Origin of the sequence: Clostridium sp. FS41 (assembly GCF_000954015.1) — a bacterium.
In the GTDB taxonomy this organism is placed as follows: Bacteria; Bacillota; Clostridia; order Lachnospirales; family Lachnospiraceae; genus Enterocloster; species Enterocloster citroniae.
In genome coordinates this window covers 50155-74851 of the sequence record NZ_JYHN01000032.1, presented here as the reverse complement: position 1 = coordinate 74851, position 24697 = coordinate 50155, and the positions used below count along the sequence as shown (strand labels likewise).

Genomic DNA, 24697 nt, shown 5'->3' with positions numbered 1-24697 from the left:
TTAGGAAATCTACTGCTCTTTTACAAACTGTTTATCAAACTCCGCATTAAAATAATAGAAGTTCTTCTCATCCAGTTTGGATTTTATCTTTTCCAGGGCCTCCCCAAACCGCTGGAAATGGACCACCTCACGTGCCCTTAAAAACTTAAGGGGTTCACGTACTTCCGGATTTTCGATCACACGGATCAGGTTGTCATAAGTGGTCCTGGCCTTCTGCTCAGCCGCCAAATCTTCATGGAGGTCCGTGATGGCATCACCCTTGGACTGGAATTCGCAGGCATTAAAAGGTACCCCTGCCGCTGCAGTGGGCCAAAGGGCAGTTGTATGGTCTATATAGTAAGCGTCAAATCCCGCTGTCTTGGCCTGCTCTGCGGTCAGGTTCTTGGTCAGCTGATAGATGATGGCGCATATCATCTCAAGGTGGGCCAGCTCCTCTGTTCCGATATCGGTGAGAAGTCCTCCCACTTCCTTGCATGGCATGGTATATCGCTGGGAAAGATAACGCATGGAAGCTGCAAGTTCTCCGTCAGGTCCGCCAAACTGGCTGATGATCAAAGAAGCGGTTTTGGGACAGGTCTGAGTGATGTTAACAGGAAATTGAAGTCTTTTTTCATAAGTCCACATTATACGGCACCTCCTTGATTATCCCAGGGAAGTGGTCCATCGGACCAGGTAAAATGTTTCTGGCCTGGGTATTTTGTCTTGCTTTCCGTTTTGTTATTTGTTTCAGGGCACACACAGTTTAATGTCAGAGGCTCGTACTCCTTGGCAAAGGTATCCAGAAGCTGCCTCCTCTGAGCCATGGCCTGGCTGAATGCGTCCAGGGCTTCCGGATCCAGAGGATGGGTATCCAGATACAGGTTCAGGTCATTTACCACAAAACTTACTTCATTGATCTGTTTGAGAAGCTGGCAGCGGTCAGGCATTTGTCCCACCTCCTGTTATAAAAAATGGAAGATCCAGGCCTGGGAATATGGTTCCCTGTTTCAGGGCCTTGGCTGGTTCATATGGTGTCTCCCATGGCTGCATGGGAACCGTAGCTATACCCAGCTGAAGCCCTGGTCCCGGCGCGGGAAGCTTATCCCCGCATCCGCAGGATGCAGGTGCAGGTTTGCTGCAATCGCATAAATTCATAATAACACTCCTTTCATAATGAACGTAACAACACGTGTCCTTATTATTATCTCTGGACCGCGGGTTTTTACCTTGCCAAATTTCTGTAAGATATCCCAGAATTTTTTACATGGATAAAAAATTACGATTTTATAACATAAAAAATATTGGCAAATCATTGACAGACAGTGCGTTATCTGGAGGAGGAACCTTTCTTTTTCCATATTTTCTTTTTGTTATTGTAATCGGGCTTTCCGGGGTGATCGGTGAAATGTCTTTTGGGGCTGGCCAATCAGGGCGGACCGGGGCTTATTTTCATTTTCCTGCCCAATCTGTTCCAGGCCATGCCGGGAAGCAATATCCTGATCATAGTATTTTTTGTGGCCGTGCTTTTTGCCGGGATCTCTTCCATGATCAACCTGTTTGAGGCGCCCATCGCCGCCATGGAACAGCAGTTTGGCTTAAGCCGCCGGATCTCCGTATCCCTTATAGTGGCCCTGGCTTTTCTCATTGGCATCTGTATCCGGGGGATCGTGGCTGACCGGATGGATTTTGTATCCATCTATATCTGCCCCCTGGGCGCCGGTCTTGCAGGCATTATGTTCTTCTGGGTATATGGATGGGATTTTGTGCAGAGTGAGGTAAGGAAGGGGCGCAGGCGGGAACCGGGGAAATGGTTTTGCTTTATGGCCAGGTATGTGTTCTGCGGATTGACCCTGCTTGTGTTCATTCTGGTAATCGTGTTTGGCGGTATTGGGTGAACATAACATCTTGACGCCTTCTCATGAATCGTAGTATACTTCTATCTATACGAGTGACTCCCTGTCACCTGATATCTGACAGGGAGTCCTTTGTTTCATTTCCACGAAAGATGAGGTAACAAAATGGCTTCTGAATCAACGCGCCAACCGCTCCGGGGGGATTCCGGCCAGCCGCTCCGGGAGAATCCCCTTGCTTCCACTCCCATTAACCCGCTTTTAGCCCGCTTTGCCATTCCAAGCATCATAGCCATGCTGGTCAGCGCGCTTTACAACATAGTGGACCAGTTTTTTATTGGCCGCAGTGTGGGCATGCTGGGCAATGCAGCCACCAATGTGGCATTTCCCCTTACCATCACCTGCACGGCCGTATCACTGATGTGCGGGATCGGCGGCTCCGCCAATTTTAACCTGTCCATGGGGCGGGGGGACCGGGAGGAGGCTGAGCGGTATGCTGGCAACGCGGTCTTCATGCTTTTTGCCATCGGTATCATCCTGTGTCTGGCCGTCCGATTGTTCCTGAGCCCCATGATGGTCCTGTTCGGAGCCACACCGGACGTGCTGGACTATTCCCTTACCTATACAGGGATCACATCCCTTGGTTTTCCCTTCCTGATCCTGTCCACAGGCGGCTCCAATCTCATCCGGGCGGACGGAAGCCCCAGGTACTCTATGATGTGTACCCTGACCGGCGCTGTGATCAACACCATACTGGATCCCCTGTTTATATTTGGATTCAACATGGGAATGGCCGGAGCCGCTTTGGCAACCATCATAGGCCAGTTTGTATCCGGTCTCATGGTGATCGGTTACCTGACCCGGTTTAAGACAGTGCACCTGTCCCTGCACTCCCTTAAGCCCATACCGTCCCATTTAAAAGCCATTGCCGCCTTGGGCATGGCCCCCTTCTTTAACCAGATGGCCATGATGGTGGTACAAATCGTGATGAACAATGTCCTGCGCCATTACGGAGCACAGTCCCATTATGGCAGCGAGATCCCCCTGGCCTGTGCAGGCATTATTACCAAAGTAAACATGATCTTCTTTTCCCTGGTCATCGGTCTGTCCCAGGGTCTTCAGCCGATTGTCAGCTTTAACTACGGGGCAAAAAAATACAGCCGTGTGCGTGAAGCTTACCTAAAGGCAGTCTGCATCGCCACAGCCATATCCGTATTTGCATTTTTGTGCTTCCAGCTGATCCCCCGCCAGATCATAAGCATATTTGGTTCGGGAAGCGAGGAATACTTTTACTTTGGAGAGGAGTACTTCCGTATCTTCCTGTTTTTTACATTTATAAACGGGCTTCAGCCCATTACAGCCAACTTTTTTACATCCATCGGCAAGGCGGCCAAAGGCATCTTCATCTCCCTGACCAGACAGATCATCTTCCTTCTGCCCCTGATCGTCACCCTTCCCATGATCTTCGGGATCGAGGGCGTCATGTTCTCTGCCCCTGTGGCGGATCTGATGGCCGCTGTATTAGCGGTTACATTTGTGGTGCGGGAACTGAGGCATATGAAACATCTTCCTGAGTAAATTCAAGGGACGTGCATGGGCGCGTCCCTTGGGCTTTTATGGGGGCTTTACCCTATGGTCAGCTGATATAGTTGGCAAATGCCTCACATGCCTTGGTATCATTTTCCATGACAAATGACAGTGTCAGTTTCTTGCTGCCTTCGATCATGACCATCACGAGATTCTTATCCTCGATCAGATCCTCTGCCATGGTCCTCATAAGGATTGTCACGCATCCGCTGGTGGAGATCAATTCCTTCATAGTCTCCAGGCGGATATCCATATTATATTCCTTAGGGACAAACCCCTCATCGATACAGAATTTGAGAAGCTGTTTATACAGCCTTTCATCCCCTTTCATAAGCACAAACTGTTCTGCCTTAAGTTCAGAAAGCTGTATGCTGTCGCGCAGGGCAAGGTGATGGTTCTTATTCATCACTGCTACCAGATAATCCTCCCGTATGGGCAGGATCTTCCTATACTCCCATTCCACCAGTTCTTTATAAGTAAAACCCGCATCCAGTTTTCCGGTACGGATCATTTCTTCCAGTTCATTGGACCGGTACTCATCCATGCTGATCTTTATATTGGGCTGTATGGTGCCGAATTCCTTTATGATCTGAAGGATGTCATACTGTTTTGTAAAATACAGGCTTCCCAGCTGAAGGCTTGCATTTTCACTGATGGAATATTCCTGAAGCCGGCCGATCATTTTCTCATACTCGCCATACATAAAAACAATATAAGGGTATAATACCTCCCCGGCTCCGGTCAGCTTTACCCCTTTTTTATCCTTATCAAATATCTTGATGAACAGCTCATCCTCCATGGCTTTTATCTGCTTAAACAAGGTGGACTGCATCATTCCCAATTTATCCGCTGCCTCTGAATACCTCTTTGTCTCACATATTGTCAAAAAACATCTCATCTGCGTTACTGTCATAATTAACCCCTTAATATCAAACCAATGCTATTCCCATCTGTTGAGTATATCACAGCTGATACCAACATGTAAAACAATAAGCCGGCATTCCTTATTTAAGAATGTCAGCTTATTGCCATATACTTTACCATTAACTTTGCCATTTACCTGAGAGCAGTTTTACTGCTCAAACATGTTTAATGTGTACCGTATAGGATCGCTCCCTGTTTTAACAGCAGGTCCTGAAGCTCGTTAACGGATTCCTCCAGCTGTCTGGGGGTGATCCCCTTCCCGGCACAGATGGCAGCAGCGCAGCCTGCGGCCTGTCCGGTCACCATGGTCTGCTGCAGGAAACGGTTATGGGAAGGTCTGTCCGTGGAAATGGCCTTTCCTGCTACCAGAATGTTCTCCAGTCCCTTGACCACCAGCGTCCTGTAGGGGATATCATTGGAACCGCCATCCTTTGGATGCCTTGCCACGGACGCAACGGTCAGTGTTCCGTTAGTGGTGTTCTCATCCGTGGGAAGCACATGCTTGGGCCCGGTGGGGAAGGAGCTCTTTCCGATTACATCCTCAAACTTCCTGGCCTCAGCCACATCCTCTGCGGTCAGGATATAGTCCCCGACCACCCTTCTGGTCTCCCTGATCCTGGCCTCAGGGCATACTCTGGTGATGTACATGGACTCAAAGCCCGGAACGTACTTTCGGAAAAATTTATATGCGATTTCATTCTGTTCCCTTGCCTCGATCTCCACCCTTGTAAGATCCCTTACATCGGTACAGTCCACATGCCCCACCTGGGAGGAGTGCTGGAAATGGGCCTGGATGCGTCCGCCTTCCCTTGGCATGATAAAGAATCCCACACCGCTGTAATTATGCCACTCCCCCACCTTCATTGCTTTTTCATGCAGGCATACAAAGCCCATGATCTCGCCCACATCTTCGATGGTCTTTACATTTTTCCGGATCTCGTCCCGGATCTCATCCTCGTTCATATTAATATAGGGATCATAAATATGGTTAAAATCAAACTCCTCCAGATGGTTCATGAAATATTCCATGAACCGGTCCCAGTCCACCCCATCGCAGGTAAATGCAACCGTGGCCGGTTCCAGGAGGTCTTTTGGCAGAATGTCTGTCTGGGCGCCGGCCATATGGCAGACCTCTCCCTCTCCCGTACAGTCAATGATCACCTTTCCAAGCACCATGGACCTGCCGCCCGGGTGTTCACAGATGACCCCCTTGACCTCGTCACCTTCCCGTACAACCTCTGTAACCAGGGAGTGGAGCATGAACTCACATCCGGCCTCGGTGAGAAGCTGATAGATGTACATGCCAAACCAATCCGGATCTATGTAGTTAAACTGGTAAGCGGCTCTCCACTTCTGATGGTGCTCCGCCATGGCATGTCCGTCCTCCAGCATCATGTCGTAAATCTCCTTGGATATTCCGCCCACGATCTGTTCATGCCTTGCATTATATAACCAGGCAAAAGAAAATCCTGGCGGTCCGGAATAATTCATCTGGCCACCCAATTGGCCCACACGCTCTATGATAAGGGTCTTTGCACCGGCCCTGGCCGCCGCAATGGCTGCTGATACCCCGGAGGTCCCGCCTCCGCATACAATCACATCATATTCGCCGTAATATCCTAACATCTCTCCACCTCCTGATTAATGTGTTCCGTATAATATAGCGCCCTGTGAGATCAAGATCTCCTGAAGTTCGCTTACATTCTCCTCCAGCTGCCTTGGGGTGATCCCGTCCCGGGCACAGAGTGCCGCCGCCACACCGGCCGCCTGACCTGTGACAATGGTCTGCTGCAGGAATCTTTGATGGGATGCCCGGTCCGCTGACACGGCCTTGCCTGCCACAAGGATATTTTCCAATCCTTTTACCACCAGTACCCTGTAAGGAATATCATTGGATCCCATATCCTTGGGAACAGCCATGTGCTCCAGGGCAAGGGCCCGGCCGTTCACTGCGTGTTTTGCCCCTGTGGGGAAGGCGCTCTTTCCGATCACGTCATCAAACTTTCTGGCATCCCTGATATCTTCAAACTTCAGCACATAATCCCCCATCACACGCCTTGTCTCCCTGATCCTGGCTTCCGGACATGTTCTGGTAATGTATGCGTTCTCAAACCCGGGCACGTACTTCTTAAAGAACCGCCATGCCATCATATTCTGCCTGCGGCACTCCACTTCTACCTGGGTGATCCCTCTTACCTGGGAGCAATCGCACAGATCCTCCTGGGATGAATGCTGGAAATGGGCCAGTATCCGGCCTTCCTTAGGCATAAGGAAAAAGCCTACCCCTGATTTATTGTGCCACTCGCCAGTCCATGTGGCCCTCTTTTTGAATCCCAGGTATCCCATCACCTCGCCGATCTCCAGAATATCGTCAATTTCCATGACCCTCTGTCTTATTTTTTCATCTGTCCATTTGCTGTAAGGATTGTAGATCTGATTAAAGATAAAGTCATCGATGTGCTCATGGATATATGTTACTACTTTGTCCCAGTCCACGCCGTCAGCTGTAAATGCGACCGTGGATGGCTCCAGGACCTGTATGGGTGCGGTCTCGCATTCCGCTCCTGCCTGATAACACACCTCACCCTCTCCGGTACAGTCTATGACTACTTTGGCCAGCACCGCCGATCTGCCGCCCGGATGTTCACATATCACGCCCTTTACCACATCCCCTTCCCGGATCACCTCTGTCACCAGCGAATGGAGCATTAGTTCCACGCCCTCTTCCCTACAGATCTTGTATACCAAAAGCCCCCACCAGTCGGGATCCACATAGGAAAATGTGTAATGGCTTCTGTGCTCAACCAGCATATGGGGTAATGCATGTCCCTCATCCAGCAGCCGTTTGTGGGTTTCCTCCGCAAATCCAGCAATGATCTGTTCCTGTCTTCCGTTAAACAAGTGGGCAAAGGAGAATCCCGGAGGGCCGGAAAAATTCATCTGTCCGCCTAACTGCCCCACCCTCTCGATCAAGAGGGTCTTTGCCCCGGTTCTTGCTGAAGCAACCGCAGCCGTCACACCGGAGGTCCCTCCTCCGCACACAACAACATCATAATTACCATATAGTCCTAACACTTCTCTATTCCTCCTCTCTCATTTTCCTCTCATCAATCCTGCAGATCTTCATTACACTGTATCAATATCTTAAGGCGCTTCCCTCCTGCGTGCTCATCAAAAGCCTCAGGCCCACGGCTCAGCGGGTACACCTCCCGGATAAATTCATCCAGGTCCAGTTCCTTCAGCATCTGCACGGCTCTTGGAAAACTGTATGGAGAAAGAAAACATCCGGTAAAGGTCAATTCTTTTTCAAAAAATGTCCGGTAAAGGTTGACCGGCATCTCAAAATCATCGGGATACATGGAGCCGTACTCTACTAAGCCTCCCTTTGCCGCGATCTGGGGCAGCAAACCTACTGCTCTGGCAGAACCGGAGCAGTCGATCACCACATCAAACCCCAGTCCCCGGGTGATCTCCATTGACCGGCCCACCACATCCTCAGATGACGGATCTATGGTGAATTCCGCTCCGTACCTGGCAGCCGCCCCGCGCCTTTCCAGCACAGGTTCTATCATGGTAAGGGAAGTTGCCCCGAAACGCTTCACGCACTGCAGTACCAGCTGTCCAATGGGACCTCCCCCACACACGGCCACTCTCTGGCCTATTTTTATACATGCCTTGTCAACCATTCTCACCGCAATGGAAACAGGCTCTAAAAGGCATCCCTTTTTCAGCCCCACCTCCGGCGGAAGCTTATGTACCATGGACTCGTGCCATACTACATACTCGGACATCCCGGGACTTTTGTAACGCTTAATATTAGGGCAAAACTGCTGCTGTCCGTTCTGGCAGTAGTAACAGGTTCCGCAAAAGGCGGATGGATTTCCTCCAATCCTGTCCCCTACCTTAAGTCCGCTCTTTCCAGCCCGGGAGCCAAGTTCCACGACCACGCCCGATACCTCATGCCCCAGTCCCCTGGGGCCTGTTATGGGGCCGAATATCCCCTCCACAATATGGGGGTCTGAACCGCAGATCGCGCAGTAAGCAACCTTGACCTTTACATCCTCCGGTCCCACATCCCTGTCAGGAAATTCGCACACCTCCAGCTTCCCCCTGGTATGTTGGTTCTTATCTTTCAGGCTTCCCTGTTTAATGGCACATAATGTTTTCATCTGGATTCCTCTCACTTTCACTATTTAAAAAGCAGGTTAGGCAATATTTCCACAATTTGAGGAAAAAACATAATCAGGGCAATAACCGCCAGCATACCCGGAATATATCTGACCGCCTCTTTCGTGACTGCCTTCACAGGCAGCTTGGCAACCCCCGAAACAACAAACAGGCATATACCAAAAGGCGGTGTTATGATTCCCACCATCAGGCTTAGTATCATCAAAACCCCAAAGTAAACCGGATCGATGCCCATACTCTTTACCACCGGCATGATGATCGGAGCCAGCAGCAGTACAGCTGCGGTTGTATCCATAAAACATCCTATAAGAAGGAAAATGATAACGCATATAAAGATAACTACGATCACACTGGAATTTTCCGCAATTCGCTGCATGGCTGAAGCTATCATCTGGGGCAGTCCCTCCCTGGTTATAATCCAGGAAAACATGCTTGCTGATGTCATAATAATAAACAGCGGCCCGCATGCCTCCGCAGTATCCTTGCATGTCTCCCACAGGTTCCTGATGGTAACTTTTTTATAGCAGATCCCCAAAAAGATGGAATACCACACAGCGATCACAGCCGCTTCCGTGGTGGTACAGATTCCTGTGAGAATGCTTCCCAATATAATGATAAATGTGAGAAGGGCGGGAAATGCCTGGGGTATGGTCATGAGAGCCTGCCTTGCAGGGATCGGTGAACACGGCATTGCCTTTCCCTTTTTGGTAAAATGAGCGATCAGAAATACCTGAAAGCACAAAGCGCTGCACAACAGCACGCCCGGGATCACTCCTCCAAAAAACATGCTGGCTACCGAAATCTGGGAAATGGCCCCCAAAAGTACCATGGCCGCGCTGGGCGGTATGATCGGCCCTATAATGGATGATGCGGCTGTCACACCGGCTGAAAAGGCGGGATCGTAACCGGCCTGTTTCATCATCTTCATTTCTACCAGGCCCAGTCCGCCTGCATCTGCAATAGCGGAACCTGACATGGATGCAAACATGGCCGATGCCACACAGTTTGCATATGCCATCCCTCCCCTGAAACGCCCTACCAGGGCAAGGGAAAGATTAAACAGACGGTCCGTAACACCGCAGGTGTTCATCAAACGCCCTACCAGCATGAACCCGGGAAGGCACAGAAGGGTAAATGAATTCAGATAGGCCATCATGTTCTGGGACAATATGGTAACCGGCATCTTTTCATTCATGGCCAGCCATATCAGTCCTGGAATTCCCAGTGCATACAGCACAGGAAACCCCAACAGCATCAGCACCAGAAAACTGATGATCACTACAATCATACTTGTACTCATATCTACTCCCCCTTCCCTTCCTCATTTCCGATTCCCATAAACGCATCAACCCGCTTTAGCATTTCCAGGTTTTCCTTCCTTTCCTGCTCCATACGCGCCTTTTCCTTTTCTTCCTTTCGCTGACCAAAATAATCATACCCGGGCACAAAATCATTGACCATATCCACCACGATGGCCAGGGCCATATACGCACCAAACATCAATACGGGAAGATAATACCAGTATCTGGGCAGCTTTAACGCTGCGCTGACATTGGTGAGCTTTGGCAGCAGTCGGATCACGCTGTAGGTCACAACCCCAAAAAAGATAATTTCTCCAATACGGATCATACTTCTTAAAACCTTCTGCATATTGGCGGGCAGGGAGCCGGATAAAAAATCTGCTACCACATGCTCTTTGGTCACAGTGGTCAGGGAGGCGCTCAAATAGCAAAGCCATACAAGAAGCAGGCAGCATATCTCCTCAATCCATGAAATAGCATGGGAGAATATGTATCTTGAAACAATACCTACAGACACAATCATGATAATGGCAACCATAACTGCTCCTGCAATATTTTTGATCACATCATAACTGACCAGTATAAACCGGTTCAAAGCCTTTGTGAGTGATTTCATTAAATCCTCCTTTCTACGTATTCAGGGTAGAACAGGGGCCTTCCATACGGATGCCTCTCATATGGAAGGCCCTTATCGAAGAGATTGCCTTTTATTTTCCTAAGATTTCTAATATTTCGTCATACGTCCCCACCGGCCATTCACCAGCTGCCTCATACTTATCAGCCATTGCCTCCATGGGCGCCTGCAGTTTTGCCACCTCTTCGGGAGGAAGTGAAATCACTTCTATGCCGGATTCCTTCATCTTTGCCACATTGGTCACAAGGGCCTCATCGGCCAGCTCTGAATAGTATTTTCCTGCTTCCAGGGCCGCTTCCACGATCAGATCTCTCTGCACATCCGTAATACTGTTGTACAGGTCATTATTCATGTACACATACATGGAATCAAAATAGGAATTAAGCTCTATGAGATACTGGGCCACCTCGTAAAATCCCATGGTGTAGGCAGCGTCCTCCGTACACCAGATCGCCTCCACGATTCCCTGCTGGAGCGCCAGCAACGACTCGTTATAAGCAATGGGCGTTGGATTCATGCCCACCTCTGAAAATGATTCCATGGTGATGTCCACCTGGGGAACCCTGACCTTTAAGCCTTTCATGTCCTCCACTGTGTGGATCTCCCGGTTGGATACCAGGGCCGTGCCATTCCTGTACCAGTTGTTTGCAATGACTTTAATATTGTTCAGCTCACAGAACTTGTCCTTCCATCCCTCGCAGAGTTCACTTTCATTTATTTTCCTGTAATCCTCTTTTGACGTACAGGTGAAGGTAAGACTCCCCACCTTTGCCTCAGTTACCCCGTTATTGGTCATGAAATTGGCTTCCAGGAACAGGTCAATGGACCCCTGTCCTGTCATTTCCAGCTGATCCACTGCCGCCCCCAGCTGGGAGGACGGGAATGTATTCACAACAATGGCCCCGCCGGACTTTTCCTCAATGTATTCCTTCATATAGGTCATTGCCTGGGTGGAGATATCATCCGCGGCTCCCGTGGATCCCATGGTCAGTTCCAGGGAACCGTAATCCACACCGCTGCTTCCGGTTTCATCGGTTTTTGCATCTGTTTCCACGGCGCTCTCTGCTTTTGGAGCTTTTGCAGGCGCCTCTGTCTCTTTGTTCCCTCCGCAGCCGTACAGCAGGGAAGATGATACTAACATGATCATAGCCAGCAATAAAGACCTGTTTTTTTTATACATGAGTACCTCCTTATGATTGTTTGAACTCCTCTATGCTTCTTGCAATGGTTCCGTCCGGAAGCGCAATGGGCTCGATGCATCCCTCGCTGTGCAGCGCCCATGGCAGGATGACGCCGGAATGGCCTCCCCTTCCTCCGATGGTAACTACCTCCACATCCTTTGGTGATCTGGTTACAGGCATGGGATGTTTATTCTTAAAGCTTGCAGGCCTTACCGGTACCAATCCCCTGTTCTTCACCATGGGTGTCTCATGATAGGCATATGTATGGATGTGCTCCTGAATCATTTCCTTTGTAAATCCGGCCTTTTTAAGCATCATTGCATGGTCCGGTGTAAGGCAGACGATCATGGGGCCGGGCATATATGCATTGTTGGAACCAAGGGTGGTGCAGCAGGCAGTGATGGTATCCAGAAGATCATATCCATCCAGGCTGAGAAAATCAATGATGTCATGGATGGGCTCTGCCTTCAGCACATAAACCGTGGTGGTATCCTTATCGTAGTGGTCCTCATTGATCATGTTCCACTGCGCCACATCCGGCTCTTCCGCAAAGCAGTAAGTAAATTCGGCCTGGGAAGCAATACAGTCCAGATCACACACCCCGGGAACTGAGCGGAACACATTCATCATTACCAGATTGACCGCCCTGCCGATGGTTGCGTTCATGGGCCAGCCAGGTCCCTGGCATCCCTGTTTGCCCGATATTCCGATCTCCTGGGCAATGGGACCGGACACAAGCACCAGATTCCCTCCCGGATGGGAGGTGGTGACTGACTGGTTCAGGTTATATAAAGGACTGTTAAGGGCCTTAAATGCTGCGATCAGCACCGGCATGGATTTGGGAACACACCCGGCCATTACCGCCGCCACTGCCACATCCCTGACCATTACGGTCCGCCCGCTGGGACCGCTGGCATCGCACAGCACCGTGTCCTCTGCATAAGGACAATACTCCATCATTGCCTCGTAGCGTCTTCTGGTGGGAGGAATAATGGGAAGCCCGTCACTGATATGCATTTCGTTAAAATATGCGTTTACCTCCTCCATATATGCTCCGGGTTCGTGAGACCGCTCCTCATCTGCGTCAAGCTCCAGAGGCAGGAGGCCATTTTCTGCCGGAGCCACCTTGTCCATCTTAAAATCAATATGGGCCAGTTTTTCCAACTGGTCCCCGTTGGATGTGAGGGAACTGATAATGTACTCCCATTTCAAATCCACCTGGGCCGCCACTTCCTCCACTGTGCTGGCCTGATAGATGTCCACTGAACACAGGCAGAGATGGCCTGCCCTGTATACTCCCACGCCCTCGGTTATGGCGGTTCCTGGAGGCGCCGTCATGTATACGGTGGGGATTCCCAGCTTCTCAAGGGCAATGGTCACCACTGTGGTGGAGGAAGAGGTACCCATATCCCCGAATGCCACAATGGCAGCCGTGGGCTTTTCTTTGGCCAGGACCGATGCATACTCATACAGCTTTTTTGCATCCTTGCCCCTGACGGTTTCCGTGTACTCCACAAAATTGGTAATGCCCAACTCTGTAAAGTGCTCTTTAATCCGGTCAAACACCGTATAATAATTACAGAATCCCAGTTTGGTGTTATTGTAAAACAGGATCTTCCCATTTCTCAGTTCATCCAGGGTAACCCTCCTGGCCAGCTCAATCACTTCTCGTTCCTGATGTCCTCTGGGGTCAAGCAATGCATCCAATTTCATTTTTTTGATCTCCTCTCTTTTAAAACTGTACCTACATTTTCCATTCGCAATCGGCCGATTGTATAATTTTCATCATTTAACTATAGATATTTCGATATTTTTATTATATTCTAACTATATTCAATAAGCAATTCCGCTTTAAGATGTATTTTTTGCCATTTTGGAATAGATATATCTGTATTATTTGTGCATTTTATCATTAACGCAAAGAAACCAGACTTTGTTTCCAAAGTCCGGCTTCCTGACAGTTGATCCTAAATTGAATTGTCTTTGCTTTAATGATTCTTGATATACCGTATAAAATCCACGATCACCTTTTTATTGTAATCGTATTTTGTGATCAGGGAAAAGTGAAATTCCGGCAGTTCATGGATCCGTCTATACACGATCCCGGTCCCTGCGATCCGTTCCGTCACCTTTTTTGGAAGCACGGATATACTGCTGCTCTGCTTCACAATGGTCCAAATGGCACTGATCCACACCCCGTATGCCCTGATCTTAGGTGTTATATCCCGTTTCTGGAACTCTTCCAGGATAAAGTTTTTAAAAAAGGGTTCATCCCGCTCCGAGATCAGGACCAGCTCCTGGTTCCCCAGCTGTTCCAGGGTCACGGTATCCCTCATGGCAAGGGGATGGTTTTCATTCATCACAGCCACCATCTCATCCTTTACAAGGGGATACTTATTATACTTATCCGTGGATACCAGCTTGCTGAACATCATACATGCATCCACCCGGTCCGTGTCCAAAAGCTCCATCCCATGCTGGGAATTGATCTCTTTAATGTTTACATTCACACCGGGGTTATCCTTAATGTACAGGGAAATGCCGTTCATCATTCCATAATAGGAGAGAAACGAGATGGCTGCAATGCGAAGCAGACTCCGGCCATCCGTGTACCCGGCCAGGGCCTCTTTCATCATCTCATATTCATTGGAAATATGGACTGCATACGGCAGAATCGCCTTTCCGGCTTCTGTCAGCTCAATGGTCCGGGGATGCCTTATAAACAATTCCATATCAAGTTTTGTCTCCAGGCTCTTGATCCGTTTTGACAGGGATGACTGGGACAGGTAGAGCTCCTCTGCCGCCGTTGAAAAGTTCATATACTTTGACAGGGCTGTAAAATAGTAAAATAAAGATAAATCCAATGTTCTCTCCTTCTTAAAACAGCTGCCATATCAACTATTACATTTACCATAGATCTTCTTAAATGCTGATGGGGTCATTCCCTCACTTAATTTAAAATACTTCTCAAAGCTTTTTAAGCTGCTGAAACCGCATGTTCCGGCCACCACCTCAAGGCTGTGGGGCGTAAGGCCCAGCAGTACCTTAGAATACCCCACCCGGTACTGGATCAGCAGTTCCCTGAAGCTTATATTATAATAAAGCTTTATGATCCGCTGAAGCTGCCGGGTGGAATAATTGAGTTCGTCCGCAACTGACTGGAGAGTCAGCTCCCTTGTAAAGTTTTTGCCAATATAATCATTGATCTGAATAGCCTTATTGACAAAATCAACCTCCCTGGCAGCGTCCTCCTCTAATCTCTTCCTGTTATTTCCAAATGCCTGAAGGGTACAGATAAAAAGATTGCCCAGGTGGTTCTTCAGTTTGGAGTACTCCCCCACTGTCCCTTCCCCAATCCCTTCACAGATATCGTCAATTATCCTGATACAGCTTCCCTTGTCTTCCGTCACCCCATGACGGCTGGACATAAGGGTTTTAACAAGCTCCTGCTCCTCCCTGATCCATTGGGGCGCGATCTGGCTGTCCTGCAAGGCGTAGGTAAGCTCAAATGACATTGTCAGGCATTCCACCGGTATATCCGGATAGATCTTCAGCTTATGGCGGATATTGCCTCCCATATACAGGATCTCATGTTCCCTGACTGTGACGATCTCCGTACCGATCCCTACCTTAATCTCACCGGACAGCACATATATGATCTCACTGAATTCATGGGAATGAAAGAAATGGACATCCGTCTGGTTGTAATAAGAGATATTGTTGACATGCAGATCAACCCCCAGCAGAGAAACCCTGGCGGAAAAGCCTTTGATACGCCGCAATAACTGATAATCCACCCCGCACCACCCTCTTCCTTATCCCAGCATACATATCATTTATTTTACCAAAAGCTGGAACAAGAAGCAAGTCTCATCCTGGCATAAGGAGCACTGCCTTAATTACTTTTCCGCTCAGGGAATCCGTAAATGCTTTGTTGATCTCCTCAAAGGGGTAGGTACGGATCAATCGGTCCACAGGATACCTCCCCTCCCTGTAATACCTGAGCAATTCAGGTATAAACAGGTCCGGGATCCCGTTTCCTTCCGACACGCCGTACACGGTCCTGTTGGCCATATCCCTTCCTGTGTTTACATTGATCTCACAATTAGCTGCAAAGGCTGTCCTTCCGCTGTACGCAGCGGAAAGAAGGGCCATCCTGGCAAATTCCGGCACGCCTGTGGTATCAATGGCAAAGCCGCAGCCCTGCCCGGTGATGTTCTTGATCCTATCCATGATGCGTGGGTTTGTCCTTCTGTTTATTGTGTGGGTTGCCCCCAGTTCCCTTGCAAGTCCCAGGCTTTCATCATTTCCTCCCACAGCTATGATGATCCTGCATCCCGCGATCCTGGCCGCCATCACTGCGCTCATTCCCACCGTACCGCAGCCAAATACAGCCAGGCTGTCCCCAAACCCCGGCTTCATCTGGTTTAATACGATCCCTGCTCCTGTCTGCACCCCGCATCCCATGGGCGCTATAACGGAAAAGGGGATGTCCCTGTCCTCTACCAGTACTGCGCTGCTTTCATGGACAACCGCATATTGGGCAAAGGAAGACTGGGCGAAAAAATGTGATATCTTCTTCCCGTTCCTGGACAGCCTGTGTGTTCCGTCCCGCATCCCACCTCCAAAATTAATCTTTACCATGTGGGTACATCCATAGGGCCGGGAATGCCTGCATTCCTCACAGGACCCGCAGGTGCCATAGGTCAGCCCCACATGATCACCTGACTTTACCTTCCTGACTCCCCTTCCTGTTTTTATTACAATACCTGCACCCTCATGTCCCAGCACTGCCGGAAAACCAAGAGGATACCTGCCCCTGACAGCACCGCTGTCCGTATGGCAGATTCCTGCCGCCCTGATCTCAACCAGGATCTCCCCTTCCCCGGGTTCCTGAAGTTCTACCTCCTCTATGGAAAATCCCTCATTCAATCCATTGGTGACCGCTACCCTGATCTGCATATGTTTTCCCCCTTTTCCTCTCCCTGTTCCATTACCACACGGTGTACCCGCCATCCACTGTAATGTCGGTCCCTGTCATATAGGAGGACAGACCGCCTGCCAGGAATGCCACCACCCCCATAATCTCATCTAAGCTTCCAAAACGCCTCATGGGAATCATCCTGGCAGCCTCGTCCATGATCGCGCGGTCCCACCCATCGTGGAGCCCTGACAGGATAATGCCCGGGCTGATGGAATTTACCCGTATTCCGTATTCCACATAATCCATTGCCATGGATTTGGCCAGATGCCTGACTGCCGCTTTTGTGGCCGGGTATCCGGGGGCGTACCTGGCCCCTGTCTCCGGTTTTTTATTGATAATAGCTCCAGACATGGAGGAAGTAAAAATAATGCTTCCTCCATGCCCGTCCCGTTTCATAACATTTGCTCCATATCTTCCGGTGAGAAGCATTCCTGTCAGATTGATCCCAATGATCTTATTCCAGTCTTCCATGGAAATATCAGAACCCCTGTTAACACCGCCCGCAATACCCGCATTGCTGAACAGGATATCCAGTGTGCCAAACTCCCTTACAGCATCCTCCATGAACGTATCCACCGACTCCTCATCCGCCACATCACCGGTGAGGGGAACTGCTTTTATTCCAAACTTAGTTTCCAGGTACCCGGCATATCCTGTAAGCTGCGTCAGCCGGGATGAAATATCCATCAGCGCCACATCCGCCCCCAATTCCGCAAAGGCATGGGCACAGCTTCGTCCAATCCCTCCTGCAGCCCCTGTCACAAGGGCCTTTTTCCCCTTTAGCCCAAACATGTCCCTGACACTCCCCAGCTGTTCCATTTTCAACGAATTATAATCCATTAAGTAACCTCCTCCTGTAAATCTCCTTCTGTTTTCAGTTAACCCCATTATATCCGCACTTAACTTTTACCATAAAGTTCATCTTGCGACATCTTTGTCAAAGTTGTGGCATTATTTGAACTACTAATCCTCCTGTCATTGTTCTACATTAAATTCAGATTGACTTTAAGGAGGTGACAAAATGTCAGAATGCAGATTTATGCATGTGGGCATGACAGTCAGTGATCTTCAGCAGACCGAGGCGTTCTATACACGGTATTTTGGTTTCAAAAAGACTCTGGACAGCTGCTTTAAGCCGGAATTTTTTGCAGCCTATGGATCCCTGTATCATCTTCCCAATGGCACGGGATGCCGCTTTGGCTTCCTGGAAGCGCCGGACGGAACTGTCATTGAGCTCTTCCAGTTCAGCGTCCAGGTTCCATGCGAGGCAGCTGTTTGGAACAAGCCCGGCTATCACCATATCTGCCTGAGGGTACCTGATATAAAAGAGATCTGCCAACGCATGGAAGAGGAAGGCGTGGAGTTCTTTTTTAAACCGTCTGAGCGCGGAAAAAAGGGAGAAGACAAGTACTGGGTATTCTTAAAGGATCCTGACGGAAACATGATCGAACTTCAGCAGAATTAGGAGGTAACCTATGAATGACAGGAACGAAGTGGACAGGCTTAAAGATCTGGCCTGTGAAATGAGGAAAAAGCTGCTGTACCTGTGCGGTCACTATGAAGGCAGCGTTCATATTGGAGGCGACCTTTCCATGGCAGACCTTCTGATCGGTCTTTTTCACCACGGACTCCATGTGGACCCGGAAAACATTTCCATGGAGGACAGGGACCGGTTTATCCTATCCAAAGGCCACGGAGCCGTATGTATGTATATTGCCATGGCCATGAGAGGATTTTTTGATTATGATGAGATACTATCCACCTACGGAAAACTGGACAGCGCATTCGGAATGCATCCCTGCAAGGTCCAGCTGCCGGGCGTGGAATGCTCCACAGGTTCTCTGGGGCACGGACTGTCCATGGCCGTGGGAATGGCCCTTTCCGCCAGGTATAAAAAACAGGGACACCGCGTTTTCTGCATGCTGGGAGATGGTGAGACCACCGAGGGATCCGTATGGGAAGCCGCCCTTACCGCCCCTTCCTACAAGCTGGGAAACCTGATTGCCCTGATTGACAGAAATAAACAGTTTATGACCACGTTTTCCGAGAAACCTATGATCCTGGAGCCATATGGGGATAAATGGAAAGCCTTTGGCTGGAATGTGAAAGAGATTGACGGACATGATATGGCGCAGATTATAAATGCCCTTGACAGCCTGCCCTCCTGTGATTCGCATGTGCCCACTGCTATTGTATGCCACACAGTCAAAGGAAAGGGCGTATCTTTTATGGAGCGCAACATTGGCTGGCATGCAGGTTCCCTTTCCCTGGAGGATATGGAACAGGCCATTGCCCAGGTAGATGCTGCGCGATGCAGGGAAAGGAGTGTGACATCATGAGTAAAACCACCAACTTCAGCCTTCGTCTATCCGGTAGAAGCGTGATTGGGGACACGCTCCACGAAATCGGAGCAGCGGACAGCCGGCTTTTTGTGTGCACTCCGGATATTGGCGGTGCATTAAAGTCTTTCCGTGACGATTTCCCGGAGCGGTATATTGACACCGGCATCACGGAACAGAATGTCATTGGCCTGGCTGCCGGACTGGCCCTGGAAGGCAATATTCCCGTGGTCATGGGAATGATCCCATTCCTGTCCATGAGAGCCTGCGAACAGGTGAGGACCGATGTGTGCTACCAGAATCTGCCTGTGCGCATCATTGGGACAGGGGGAGGCCTTACCTCCGGCGGCGGCTCCACCCATAACGCCATGGAGGACATCTCCATCATGAAAACCTTTGTGAATATGACCGTGCTCTCCATCGGCGACCCCAACCTGATACGTGACGCGCTGTATATTGGAATGGAATACCCGGGTCCCATGTATATCCGCCTGGCACAGGGTAAATCTGACACTGTCATCTATGAAAAGGGCAGCGTATCCCTGTCCATAGGAAAGGGAATCGTGGCAAGGGACGGCCGGGATCTGACCATCTTTGTCCACGGCGAACTGATCGTGGATGCATTGTCCGCTGCCCGGATGCTGGAAGAACAGGGAATCCAGGCCCGTGTGGTGGATATGGTATCCATCAAACCCCTGGATGACGAACTGGTCCTACGGTGCATCAAAGAAACCCAAAATATCCTGGTCCTGGAGGACCATCTTATGTACGGAGGACTGGCAAGTTCCATCGCCGACCTGATCTGCGACCGTCAGGTCTTTCCCAGACAATTCAGACGGATGGGAATCCCCCAGGTCTATGCCGGTTTCGGAAGCGGCCCCCAGCTGCGGGAAAAATACCATTACGACAGCCGGTCATGCTTTCAGGCCGCCCTGGAAATGGTTAAAGGGCCGGACGGAGCAAATTAGCTGCCGCCTGACCCCTGGAGTATATTAACCCCTGGAGGATGTTAATGCATCTCGCCCTTCCGCCCATACCTGCCCTCAATCTCCTGCTGGGATCTGCCGCCGGCCTCCAGCATGTTTTCCAGGATCTCTTCCTTTGTCCTGCCTGCGGTGTCCCTGCCCGCAGGTATGACATAGTTGCATTCATTGTCATCCATAAAACGGGCGGCTTCCAGAAGGCGCCTTTCATCCTCCCTGGGGATGGCCAGGAATCCATGCTTATCTGCATGGATCAGTTGTCCCGGAAGCACAGGGCAGCCAAATACTTCCACTTCACAGTTCCATCTCACCGGTATACTGTGGGCATGGCCCACACACATGCGCCGGGCAATGGCCTTAAACCCCGCGTTCATCATCTCATCCACATCCCGGACCGCACCGTCCGTAATGGTTCCCACGCATCCAAGGGCACGGTGGGCATTGCTGCTGACTTCTCCCCAAAAGGAGCCGTAAGTCTCAGGCTTATCCAGGTCCTGAAGCACCACGATCTTGGGACCCGGTATGCCGGCCACATATTCCCTGTATTCTTTCCATGCAGTCTCATTCTTCTTATGGTCCTTGTTGGAAGGCTCAAACTGCAGAGTGACCGCATATCCTACCATAGGCCCCATATAAGGCATGAAGTCCGTCACCGCTTCTTTGTTAAAATGTCTGGTAATATCATGGTTTGTAATCTGCTCCCATCCATTGTAGATCGTTGGCGTATTCCATCGTTTCAGCTTTAACAGCTCGCTGATCTCCAGTCTGTCACCATTACTGCTGCCCATATCTTATACCTCCTGCATGCGTTTTTCCTGTATGAAATGATTTCAGGATGCTATTGTAAGTATATCATATAGGTTGAGCGGGGAACAGATGACAATATATAATTTAATAATATCCATCCCTTGTCCACTGTACCAGGGGAAGCTCCCTCGCCCATGCAAGTTTTCCCATTTCCCCTGCAATGCGGTTGGCCGCTTCATTAACCTCTTCAGTGATATGCTCCTCATTACCTGTCAGTAACTCTCTATCTTCAATTACAAACCGCCCATCAATGATTACAGATTCTATCTCACTTCCCCTTGCGGAGTATACAAGATTGGGAACCAGATTCCGTATAGGATATTCATAAATAGGGTTCATATGAGGAGCTGACAGATCAATTATTATTATGTCTGCTAATTTTCCTTCTTTTAAAGATCCAACCGTGTCTGCCATATTCAATGCCTCTGCCGCTTCAATCGTAGCCATGCGCAAAATCTTCCAGGACGGCATACATGTTGCATCATGGTTCTTATATTTATGGATCAGGGAAGCGTACTTCATTTCATCAAACATAACCGTACAATTACAAATCTGGTCTGTTCCCAGACCTACCCTCCCTCCAAAATCCGCAAACTCCTGGGCAGGAGGCAGCGCTCCTCTAACAACGGAAATACTTGTGCTGCACAGCGCCAAAGCAGCCCCTGATCTGGCTACCTGGCATACCTCGTCCATGGTTGCATATGTCATATGGGCTGCCAGCAATTTATTATTGAGATATCCCAAAGAATCTAAAAGTTCTACCGGCCGTTTTCCTGTTCGCAGCTGTGTCTGTATAATTTCCTCTTTTGTCTGCACCAGATGTGTAAATATCCCCACATCATCTTTATCTGATAAATATTTAATTTCTTCTAGCATTTCAGGTGAACACATAGCGGCTGAATGAGGGCCATAGCGACAGGTAATCCTCCCTCCAAAACTTTGGTGATATTGCTCCACTAATTTTCTGTTGTTTGACAGCTTTCTCTCTCCCACCGCAGGGTCCAGAGGTATCAGCTCCTCCACTTCAATTACAGACACATCCGGCGGCAGTTCATTGATCATGCCGCTGACAACGGCCCTGGTTCCTAATTCTATGTGATTTTTTACAATCTCTGTCATAGGAGAGTAGTAATCCCCAAATGTTGTAATACCGGAATGCAATGCTTCTACAATATTGAGACGGGAGGCTTTTATAAAATCATCAGCATCAGCAACCCCCAAAAGAGGCAAGATCCCCTTAAATCTCCATATCTTTCCCGGCAGGTCCTGGGCACAGCTACGTACAATGGCATCACCTGTATGCATATGTACATTAACAAATCCCGGCATCACCGCCTTACCCTTAGCATTTATATAACGGTGTGCCTTGTATTGGGCAAGGACCTCTTTTTCTGTCCCCACTGTTATGATCTTATTATCTTTGACCCCAACAGCTCCCTGATTAATGATTCCGGTCCCAGCACCCTCCATTGTGATCACATAGCCACCATGGATAATAAAATCAAGCGTCATAGTCATTTCCTCTCAAAATTGTCTATTTGAATCCCAGGTATGCTTCCTGGATAAAGGGATTGTTCAGAAGTTCATTTCCTGTTCCACTCATTTGGATCTTTCCCAGATTTAAAATGTAGCCCATATCAGCGGTTTCAAGCGCAAGCTGGGCATTCTGTTCCACAATCAGCATTGTTGTGCCATGGGTTTTATTAATCTGTCTGAATTTATCAAACATTTCATCAATAATAATGGGTGCTAAGCCCAGAGATGGTTCATCCAGCATCATCAGTTTGGGAGCAGCCATCAACGCCCTGCCTACGGCCAGCATCTGTTGCTCTCCTCCTGATAAAGTACCACTCATTTGCTTTGCCCGTTCCTTTAACCGCGGAAAGAGTTCAAAGACCTCTTCAATCCGGTCTTTGATAACCGATTTACTTTTTTCTGAATAGGCCCCTACTTTCAGATTATCCAATACGGTAAGATTGACAAATATTTTCCTACCCTCCGGTACCAGACAAATACCGTTTTGTGCGAACTGGTAGATTTTAGGGGGCAGTTTTTTTCCTTCAAACTCTATGGTTCCGTTTCCAATTTCTTTATCACCTGCAATGGCCTTAAGCAACGTTGACTTACCTGCACCATTTGCGCCGATAATTGACACGATCTCTCCCTTCCGGATATCCAGAGAAATACCATGAAGGGCTTGGATTCCCCCATAAAACACCTGCAGTTCTTTTATGGACAGCAATAGATCGTCCTTATATTCAGGCATCGTGTCTCCTCCTCTCCCCCAGATATGCAGTAATCACATCCGGATTTTTCTGAATTTCTTCCGGAGTTCCTGTCGCCAGCATTTGTCCAAGATTAAGGACATGGATGGTCCGACATACTTCCATAACCACCTCCAAATGATGCTCAATTAAAACAATGGCAATACCGGTATCTTTGTGAAGCTGTCTCAAAAAGGATACCAGTTCCAAACTTTCCGCTGTATTCATTCCGGCAGCCGGCTCATCTAAGAACAAAAGCTGGGGATTCGTTGCCATTGCACGGGCAATCTCCACTTTTCTCTGTATGCCGTAAGGAAGAGAACCAACCTCTGTATCCTTATATTGTAAAATCCCAACCTGATCCAAATAGTGAAGACAGGTTTTCTCTATCTCCCTGTCCTTTTTAGATACATAGGGTAAGCGCAGCATTGCAGACACTGTATTATAGCTAGGACGGCTCTCAAGTCCAATTGCCACATTATTAAGGGCTGACATCTTTGGATAGATACGTATATTCTGAAATGTCCGGGCAATTCCCAAATGTGAGATTTTATCCGGTCTGATGCCATTTAAACGCTTCCCGCCAAAATAAACATCTCCCTTAGTCGGTGGAACAACTCCGGTAACCGCATTAAACACCGTAGTTTTTCCTGCTCCATTAGGACCGATCAGCCCCACAAAATCTCCCTGCTCTAAAGAAAAAGACACATCCTGCACTGCCTTCACACCACCGAAATAAATTGATAGGTTTTTGATATCCAGCAAAGCCATGGCTACACCTCCTTTTTCTTTTCATGCCTGCCGGTCAGCTGCCCTATCCACCTTAAAACCGGCTTTAACGATAATTCCTTATATCCCATCAATCCTTCCGGCCGCAGGCGCATGGTAAGAATTAACACCAAACCATACATAGGAAGCCTCCAATTGGACATGAATCGGAGCATTTCCGGTGCGGCTGTAAGTGCCGTAGTTGCCAATGCAGGGCCTGTAACAGAGCAGACTCCCCCCAGAACAACCGCTGTCAACAGATTCGTTGACATCGTGCCTCCGAAAATATTTGGAACAATATATGTATAATAATGGGCCATCATCCCTCCGCCTACACCGCAGAAGAAAGCACTGATAATAAGCGCTTTCAGTTTTTCATGAAAAATATTTACACCTATCAATTCCGATGCATCCGCGTGGTCCCGTACCGCAATAGCTATTTTCCCATGCTGGGATTTAGCGTAGTTTCGTGCAAACCATACCGCCACAACAGCCAGAAGCACGGCCTTAGGTAAAGTGGTAAGGGAATCCAGACCGGAAAGCCCTAATGCACCGCCTACATAAGGATGATTCACATTGGACATAACCACCCTGGTAGCCTCCCCAAAACCAAAGGTAGCAATGGTAAAGCAGTCCGCGGACATCTTTCCCCGCAATGTAGGAATACCGATGATCAGACTAAATATTCCCGCAACTGCTCCTCCCCCAAGCAATGCGATAAAATAAGGAACACCAAAAAATTTTGTAAGAATTCCTGCTGTATACGCTCCCAAACACAGAAAGCAGGCATGTCCCATGGAAAACAACCCTATATAACCCGTCAAGATTGCCAACCCGGCAACGCAGACAATATTTATACAGGCACTGATCATAATTCCCTCAATATATCCCATTTGTTTTCCCCCTTT

General features: G+C 49.0%; 25 protein-coding genes. 5 read left to right on the top strand and 20 right to left on the bottom strand.

The window, feature by feature from the left end:
• Positions 1–9: 9 nt before the first annotated feature.
• Genes CLFS41_RS04605 through CLFS41_RS04595 form a run of 3 tightly spaced genes read right to left on the bottom strand, consistent with a single transcriptional unit; the run spans position 10 to position 1134 of the window.
• On the bottom strand, positions 10–624 hold the full coding sequence (locus CLFS41_RS04605) for a manganese catalase family protein (protein WP_007862493.1): 615 nt from the start codon (positions 622–624) through the stop codon (positions 10–12).
• The gene (locus CLFS41_RS04600) at positions 624–926 is read right to left on the bottom strand and encodes a spore coat protein CotJB (RefSeq protein WP_007862494.1); all 303 of its coding nucleotides are present in this window, start codon (positions 924–926) and stop codon (positions 624–626) included. Before CLFS41_RS04600 ends, CLFS41_RS04605 begins: the two co-directional genes overlap by 1 nt.
• Positions 919–1134, bottom strand: a complete 216-nt coding sequence (locus CLFS41_RS04595; RefSeq protein ID WP_007862498.1) for a spore coat associated protein CotJA — start codon at positions 1132–1134, stop codon at positions 919–921. Before CLFS41_RS04595 ends, CLFS41_RS04600 begins: the two co-directional genes overlap by 8 nt.
• A gap of 245 nt (positions 1135–1379) precedes the next feature.
• On the opposite strand from CLFS41_RS04595, the gene CLFS41_RS04590 reads away from it, so the two are divergent.
• Both CLFS41_RS04590 and CLFS41_RS04585 read left to right on the top strand, forming a co-directional pair.
• Positions 1380–1874, top strand: a complete 495-nt coding sequence (locus CLFS41_RS04590; RefSeq protein WP_227161904.1) for a hypothetical protein — start codon at positions 1380–1382, stop codon at positions 1872–1874.
• 123 nt (positions 1875–1997) lie between these two features.
• Positions 1998–3407: an MATE family efflux transporter gene (locus tag CLFS41_RS04585; protein ID WP_045091605.1), complete on the top strand. Its 1410-nt coding sequence runs from the start codon at positions 1998–2000 to the stop codon at positions 3405–3407.
• A 58-nt stretch (positions 3408–3465) separates the two neighbouring features.
• Here the strand turns inward: CLFS41_RS04585 and CLFS41_RS04580 are convergent, their stop codons facing one another.
• From CLFS41_RS04580 to CLFS41_RS04525, 12 genes are all read right to left on the bottom strand, one after another.
• A complete protein-coding gene (locus tag CLFS41_RS04580; protein WP_045091604.1) occupies positions 3466–4329 on the bottom strand; it encodes a LysR family transcriptional regulator in 864 nt (287 codons plus the stop codon).
• A 176-nt stretch (positions 4330–4505) separates the two neighbouring features.
• Entirely contained in the window at positions 4506–5966 is a 1461-nt protein-coding gene (locus tag CLFS41_RS04575) for an FAD-dependent oxidoreductase (RefSeq protein ID WP_045091603.1), read from the bottom strand.
• Between the two features lie 15 nt (positions 5967–5981).
• Positions 5982–7415, bottom strand: a complete 1434-nt coding sequence (locus tag CLFS41_RS04570) for an FAD-dependent oxidoreductase (RefSeq protein WP_045091602.1) — start codon at positions 7413–7415, stop codon at positions 5982–5984.
• A gap of 32 nt (positions 7416–7447) precedes the next feature.
• Positions 7448–8509: an alcohol dehydrogenase catalytic domain-containing protein gene (locus CLFS41_RS04565; protein ID WP_045091601.1), complete on the bottom strand. Its 1062-nt coding sequence runs from the start codon at positions 8507–8509 to the stop codon at positions 7448–7450.
• Positions 8510–8529: 20 nt separating this feature from the next.
• On the bottom strand, positions 8530–9828 hold the full coding sequence (locus CLFS41_RS04560) for a TRAP transporter large permease (protein WP_052665618.1): 1299 nt from the start codon (positions 9826–9828) through the stop codon (positions 8530–8532).
• 2 nt (positions 9829–9830) lie between these two features.
• A complete protein-coding gene (locus tag CLFS41_RS04555; RefSeq protein ID WP_045091600.1) occupies positions 9831–10445 on the bottom strand; it encodes a TRAP transporter small permease in 615 nt (204 codons plus the stop codon).
• Between the two features lie 91 nt (positions 10446–10536).
• Positions 10537–11643, bottom strand: coding sequence for a TRAP transporter substrate-binding protein (locus tag CLFS41_RS04550; protein ID WP_045091599.1), 1107 nt, complete (start codon positions 11641–11643; stop codon positions 10537–10539).
• Between the two features lie 10 nt (positions 11644–11653).
• Complete coding sequence (locus tag CLFS41_RS04545; RefSeq protein WP_045091598.1) at positions 11654–13357, bottom strand: hypothetical protein; 1704 nt, start codon at positions 13355–13357, stop codon at positions 11654–11656.
• A 275-nt stretch (positions 13358–13632) separates the two neighbouring features.
• Positions 13633–14508, bottom strand: coding sequence for a LysR family transcriptional regulator (locus CLFS41_RS04540; RefSeq protein WP_045091597.1), 876 nt, complete (start codon positions 14506–14508; stop codon positions 13633–13635).
• 30 nt (positions 14509–14538) lie between these two features.
• Complete coding sequence (locus tag CLFS41_RS04535; RefSeq protein WP_045091596.1) at positions 14539–15441, bottom strand: helix-turn-helix domain-containing protein; 903 nt, start codon at positions 15439–15441, stop codon at positions 14539–14541.
• A 73-nt stretch (positions 15442–15514) separates the two neighbouring features.
• Entirely contained in the window at positions 15515–16606 is a 1092-nt protein-coding gene (locus tag CLFS41_RS04530; protein WP_045091595.1) for an NAD(P)-dependent alcohol dehydrogenase, read from the bottom strand.
• 31 nt (positions 16607–16637) lie between these two features.
• Entirely contained in the window at positions 16638–17468 is an 831-nt protein-coding gene (locus CLFS41_RS04525; RefSeq protein ID WP_048929207.1) for an SDR family oxidoreductase, read from the bottom strand.
• Between the two features lie 181 nt (positions 17469–17649).
• Between CLFS41_RS04525 and CLFS41_RS04520 the strand changes: the two genes are divergently transcribed.
• From CLFS41_RS04520 to CLFS41_RS04510, 3 genes are read left to right on the top strand one after another with little or no spacing between them, the layout of a single operon-like run.
• Positions 17650–18093, top strand: a complete 444-nt coding sequence (locus CLFS41_RS04520) for a VOC family protein (RefSeq protein WP_045091594.1) — start codon at positions 17650–17652, stop codon at positions 18091–18093.
• Between the two features lie 10 nt (positions 18094–18103).
• Positions 18104–18967, top strand: a complete 864-nt coding sequence (locus CLFS41_RS04515; RefSeq protein WP_045091593.1) for a transketolase — start codon at positions 18104–18106, stop codon at positions 18965–18967.
• Positions 18964–19935 carry a transketolase C-terminal domain-containing protein gene (locus CLFS41_RS04510; RefSeq protein WP_048929210.1) on the top strand — a complete coding sequence of 324 codons (972 nt, stop codon included), beginning with the start codon at positions 18964–18966 and terminating at the stop codon, positions 19933–19935. Before CLFS41_RS04515 ends, CLFS41_RS04510 begins: the two co-directional genes overlap by 4 nt.
• Positions 19936–19976: 41 nt before the next feature.
• On the opposite strand, the gene CLFS41_RS04505 is transcribed toward CLFS41_RS04510, so the two are convergent.
• The 5 genes from CLFS41_RS04505 to CLFS41_RS04485 form a co-directional block, all read right to left on the bottom strand.
• Positions 19977–20738, bottom strand: coding sequence for an RraA family protein (locus CLFS41_RS04505; protein ID WP_007862515.1), 762 nt, complete (start codon positions 20736–20738; stop codon positions 19977–19979).
• Between the two features lie 103 nt (positions 20739–20841).
• Positions 20842–22269, bottom strand: a complete 1428-nt coding sequence (locus CLFS41_RS04500; RefSeq protein ID WP_045091592.1) for an amidohydrolase family protein — start codon at positions 22267–22269, stop codon at positions 20842–20844.
• 22 nt (positions 22270–22291) lie between these two features.
• Positions 22292–22999 carry an ABC transporter ATP-binding protein gene (locus CLFS41_RS04495; protein WP_045091618.1) on the bottom strand — a complete coding sequence of 236 codons (708 nt, stop codon included), beginning with the start codon at positions 22997–22999 and terminating at the stop codon, positions 22292–22294.
• A 16-nt stretch (positions 23000–23015) separates the two neighbouring features.
• Entirely contained in the window at positions 23016–23792 is a 777-nt protein-coding gene (locus CLFS41_RS04490) for an ABC transporter ATP-binding protein (RefSeq protein ID WP_045091591.1), read from the bottom strand.
• A 2-nt stretch (positions 23793–23794) separates the two neighbouring features.
• Positions 23795–24682: a branched-chain amino acid ABC transporter permease gene (locus CLFS41_RS04485; RefSeq protein ID WP_045091590.1), complete on the bottom strand. Its 888-nt coding sequence runs from the start codon at positions 24680–24682 to the stop codon at positions 23795–23797.
• Positions 24683–24697: the final 15 nt, after the last annotated feature.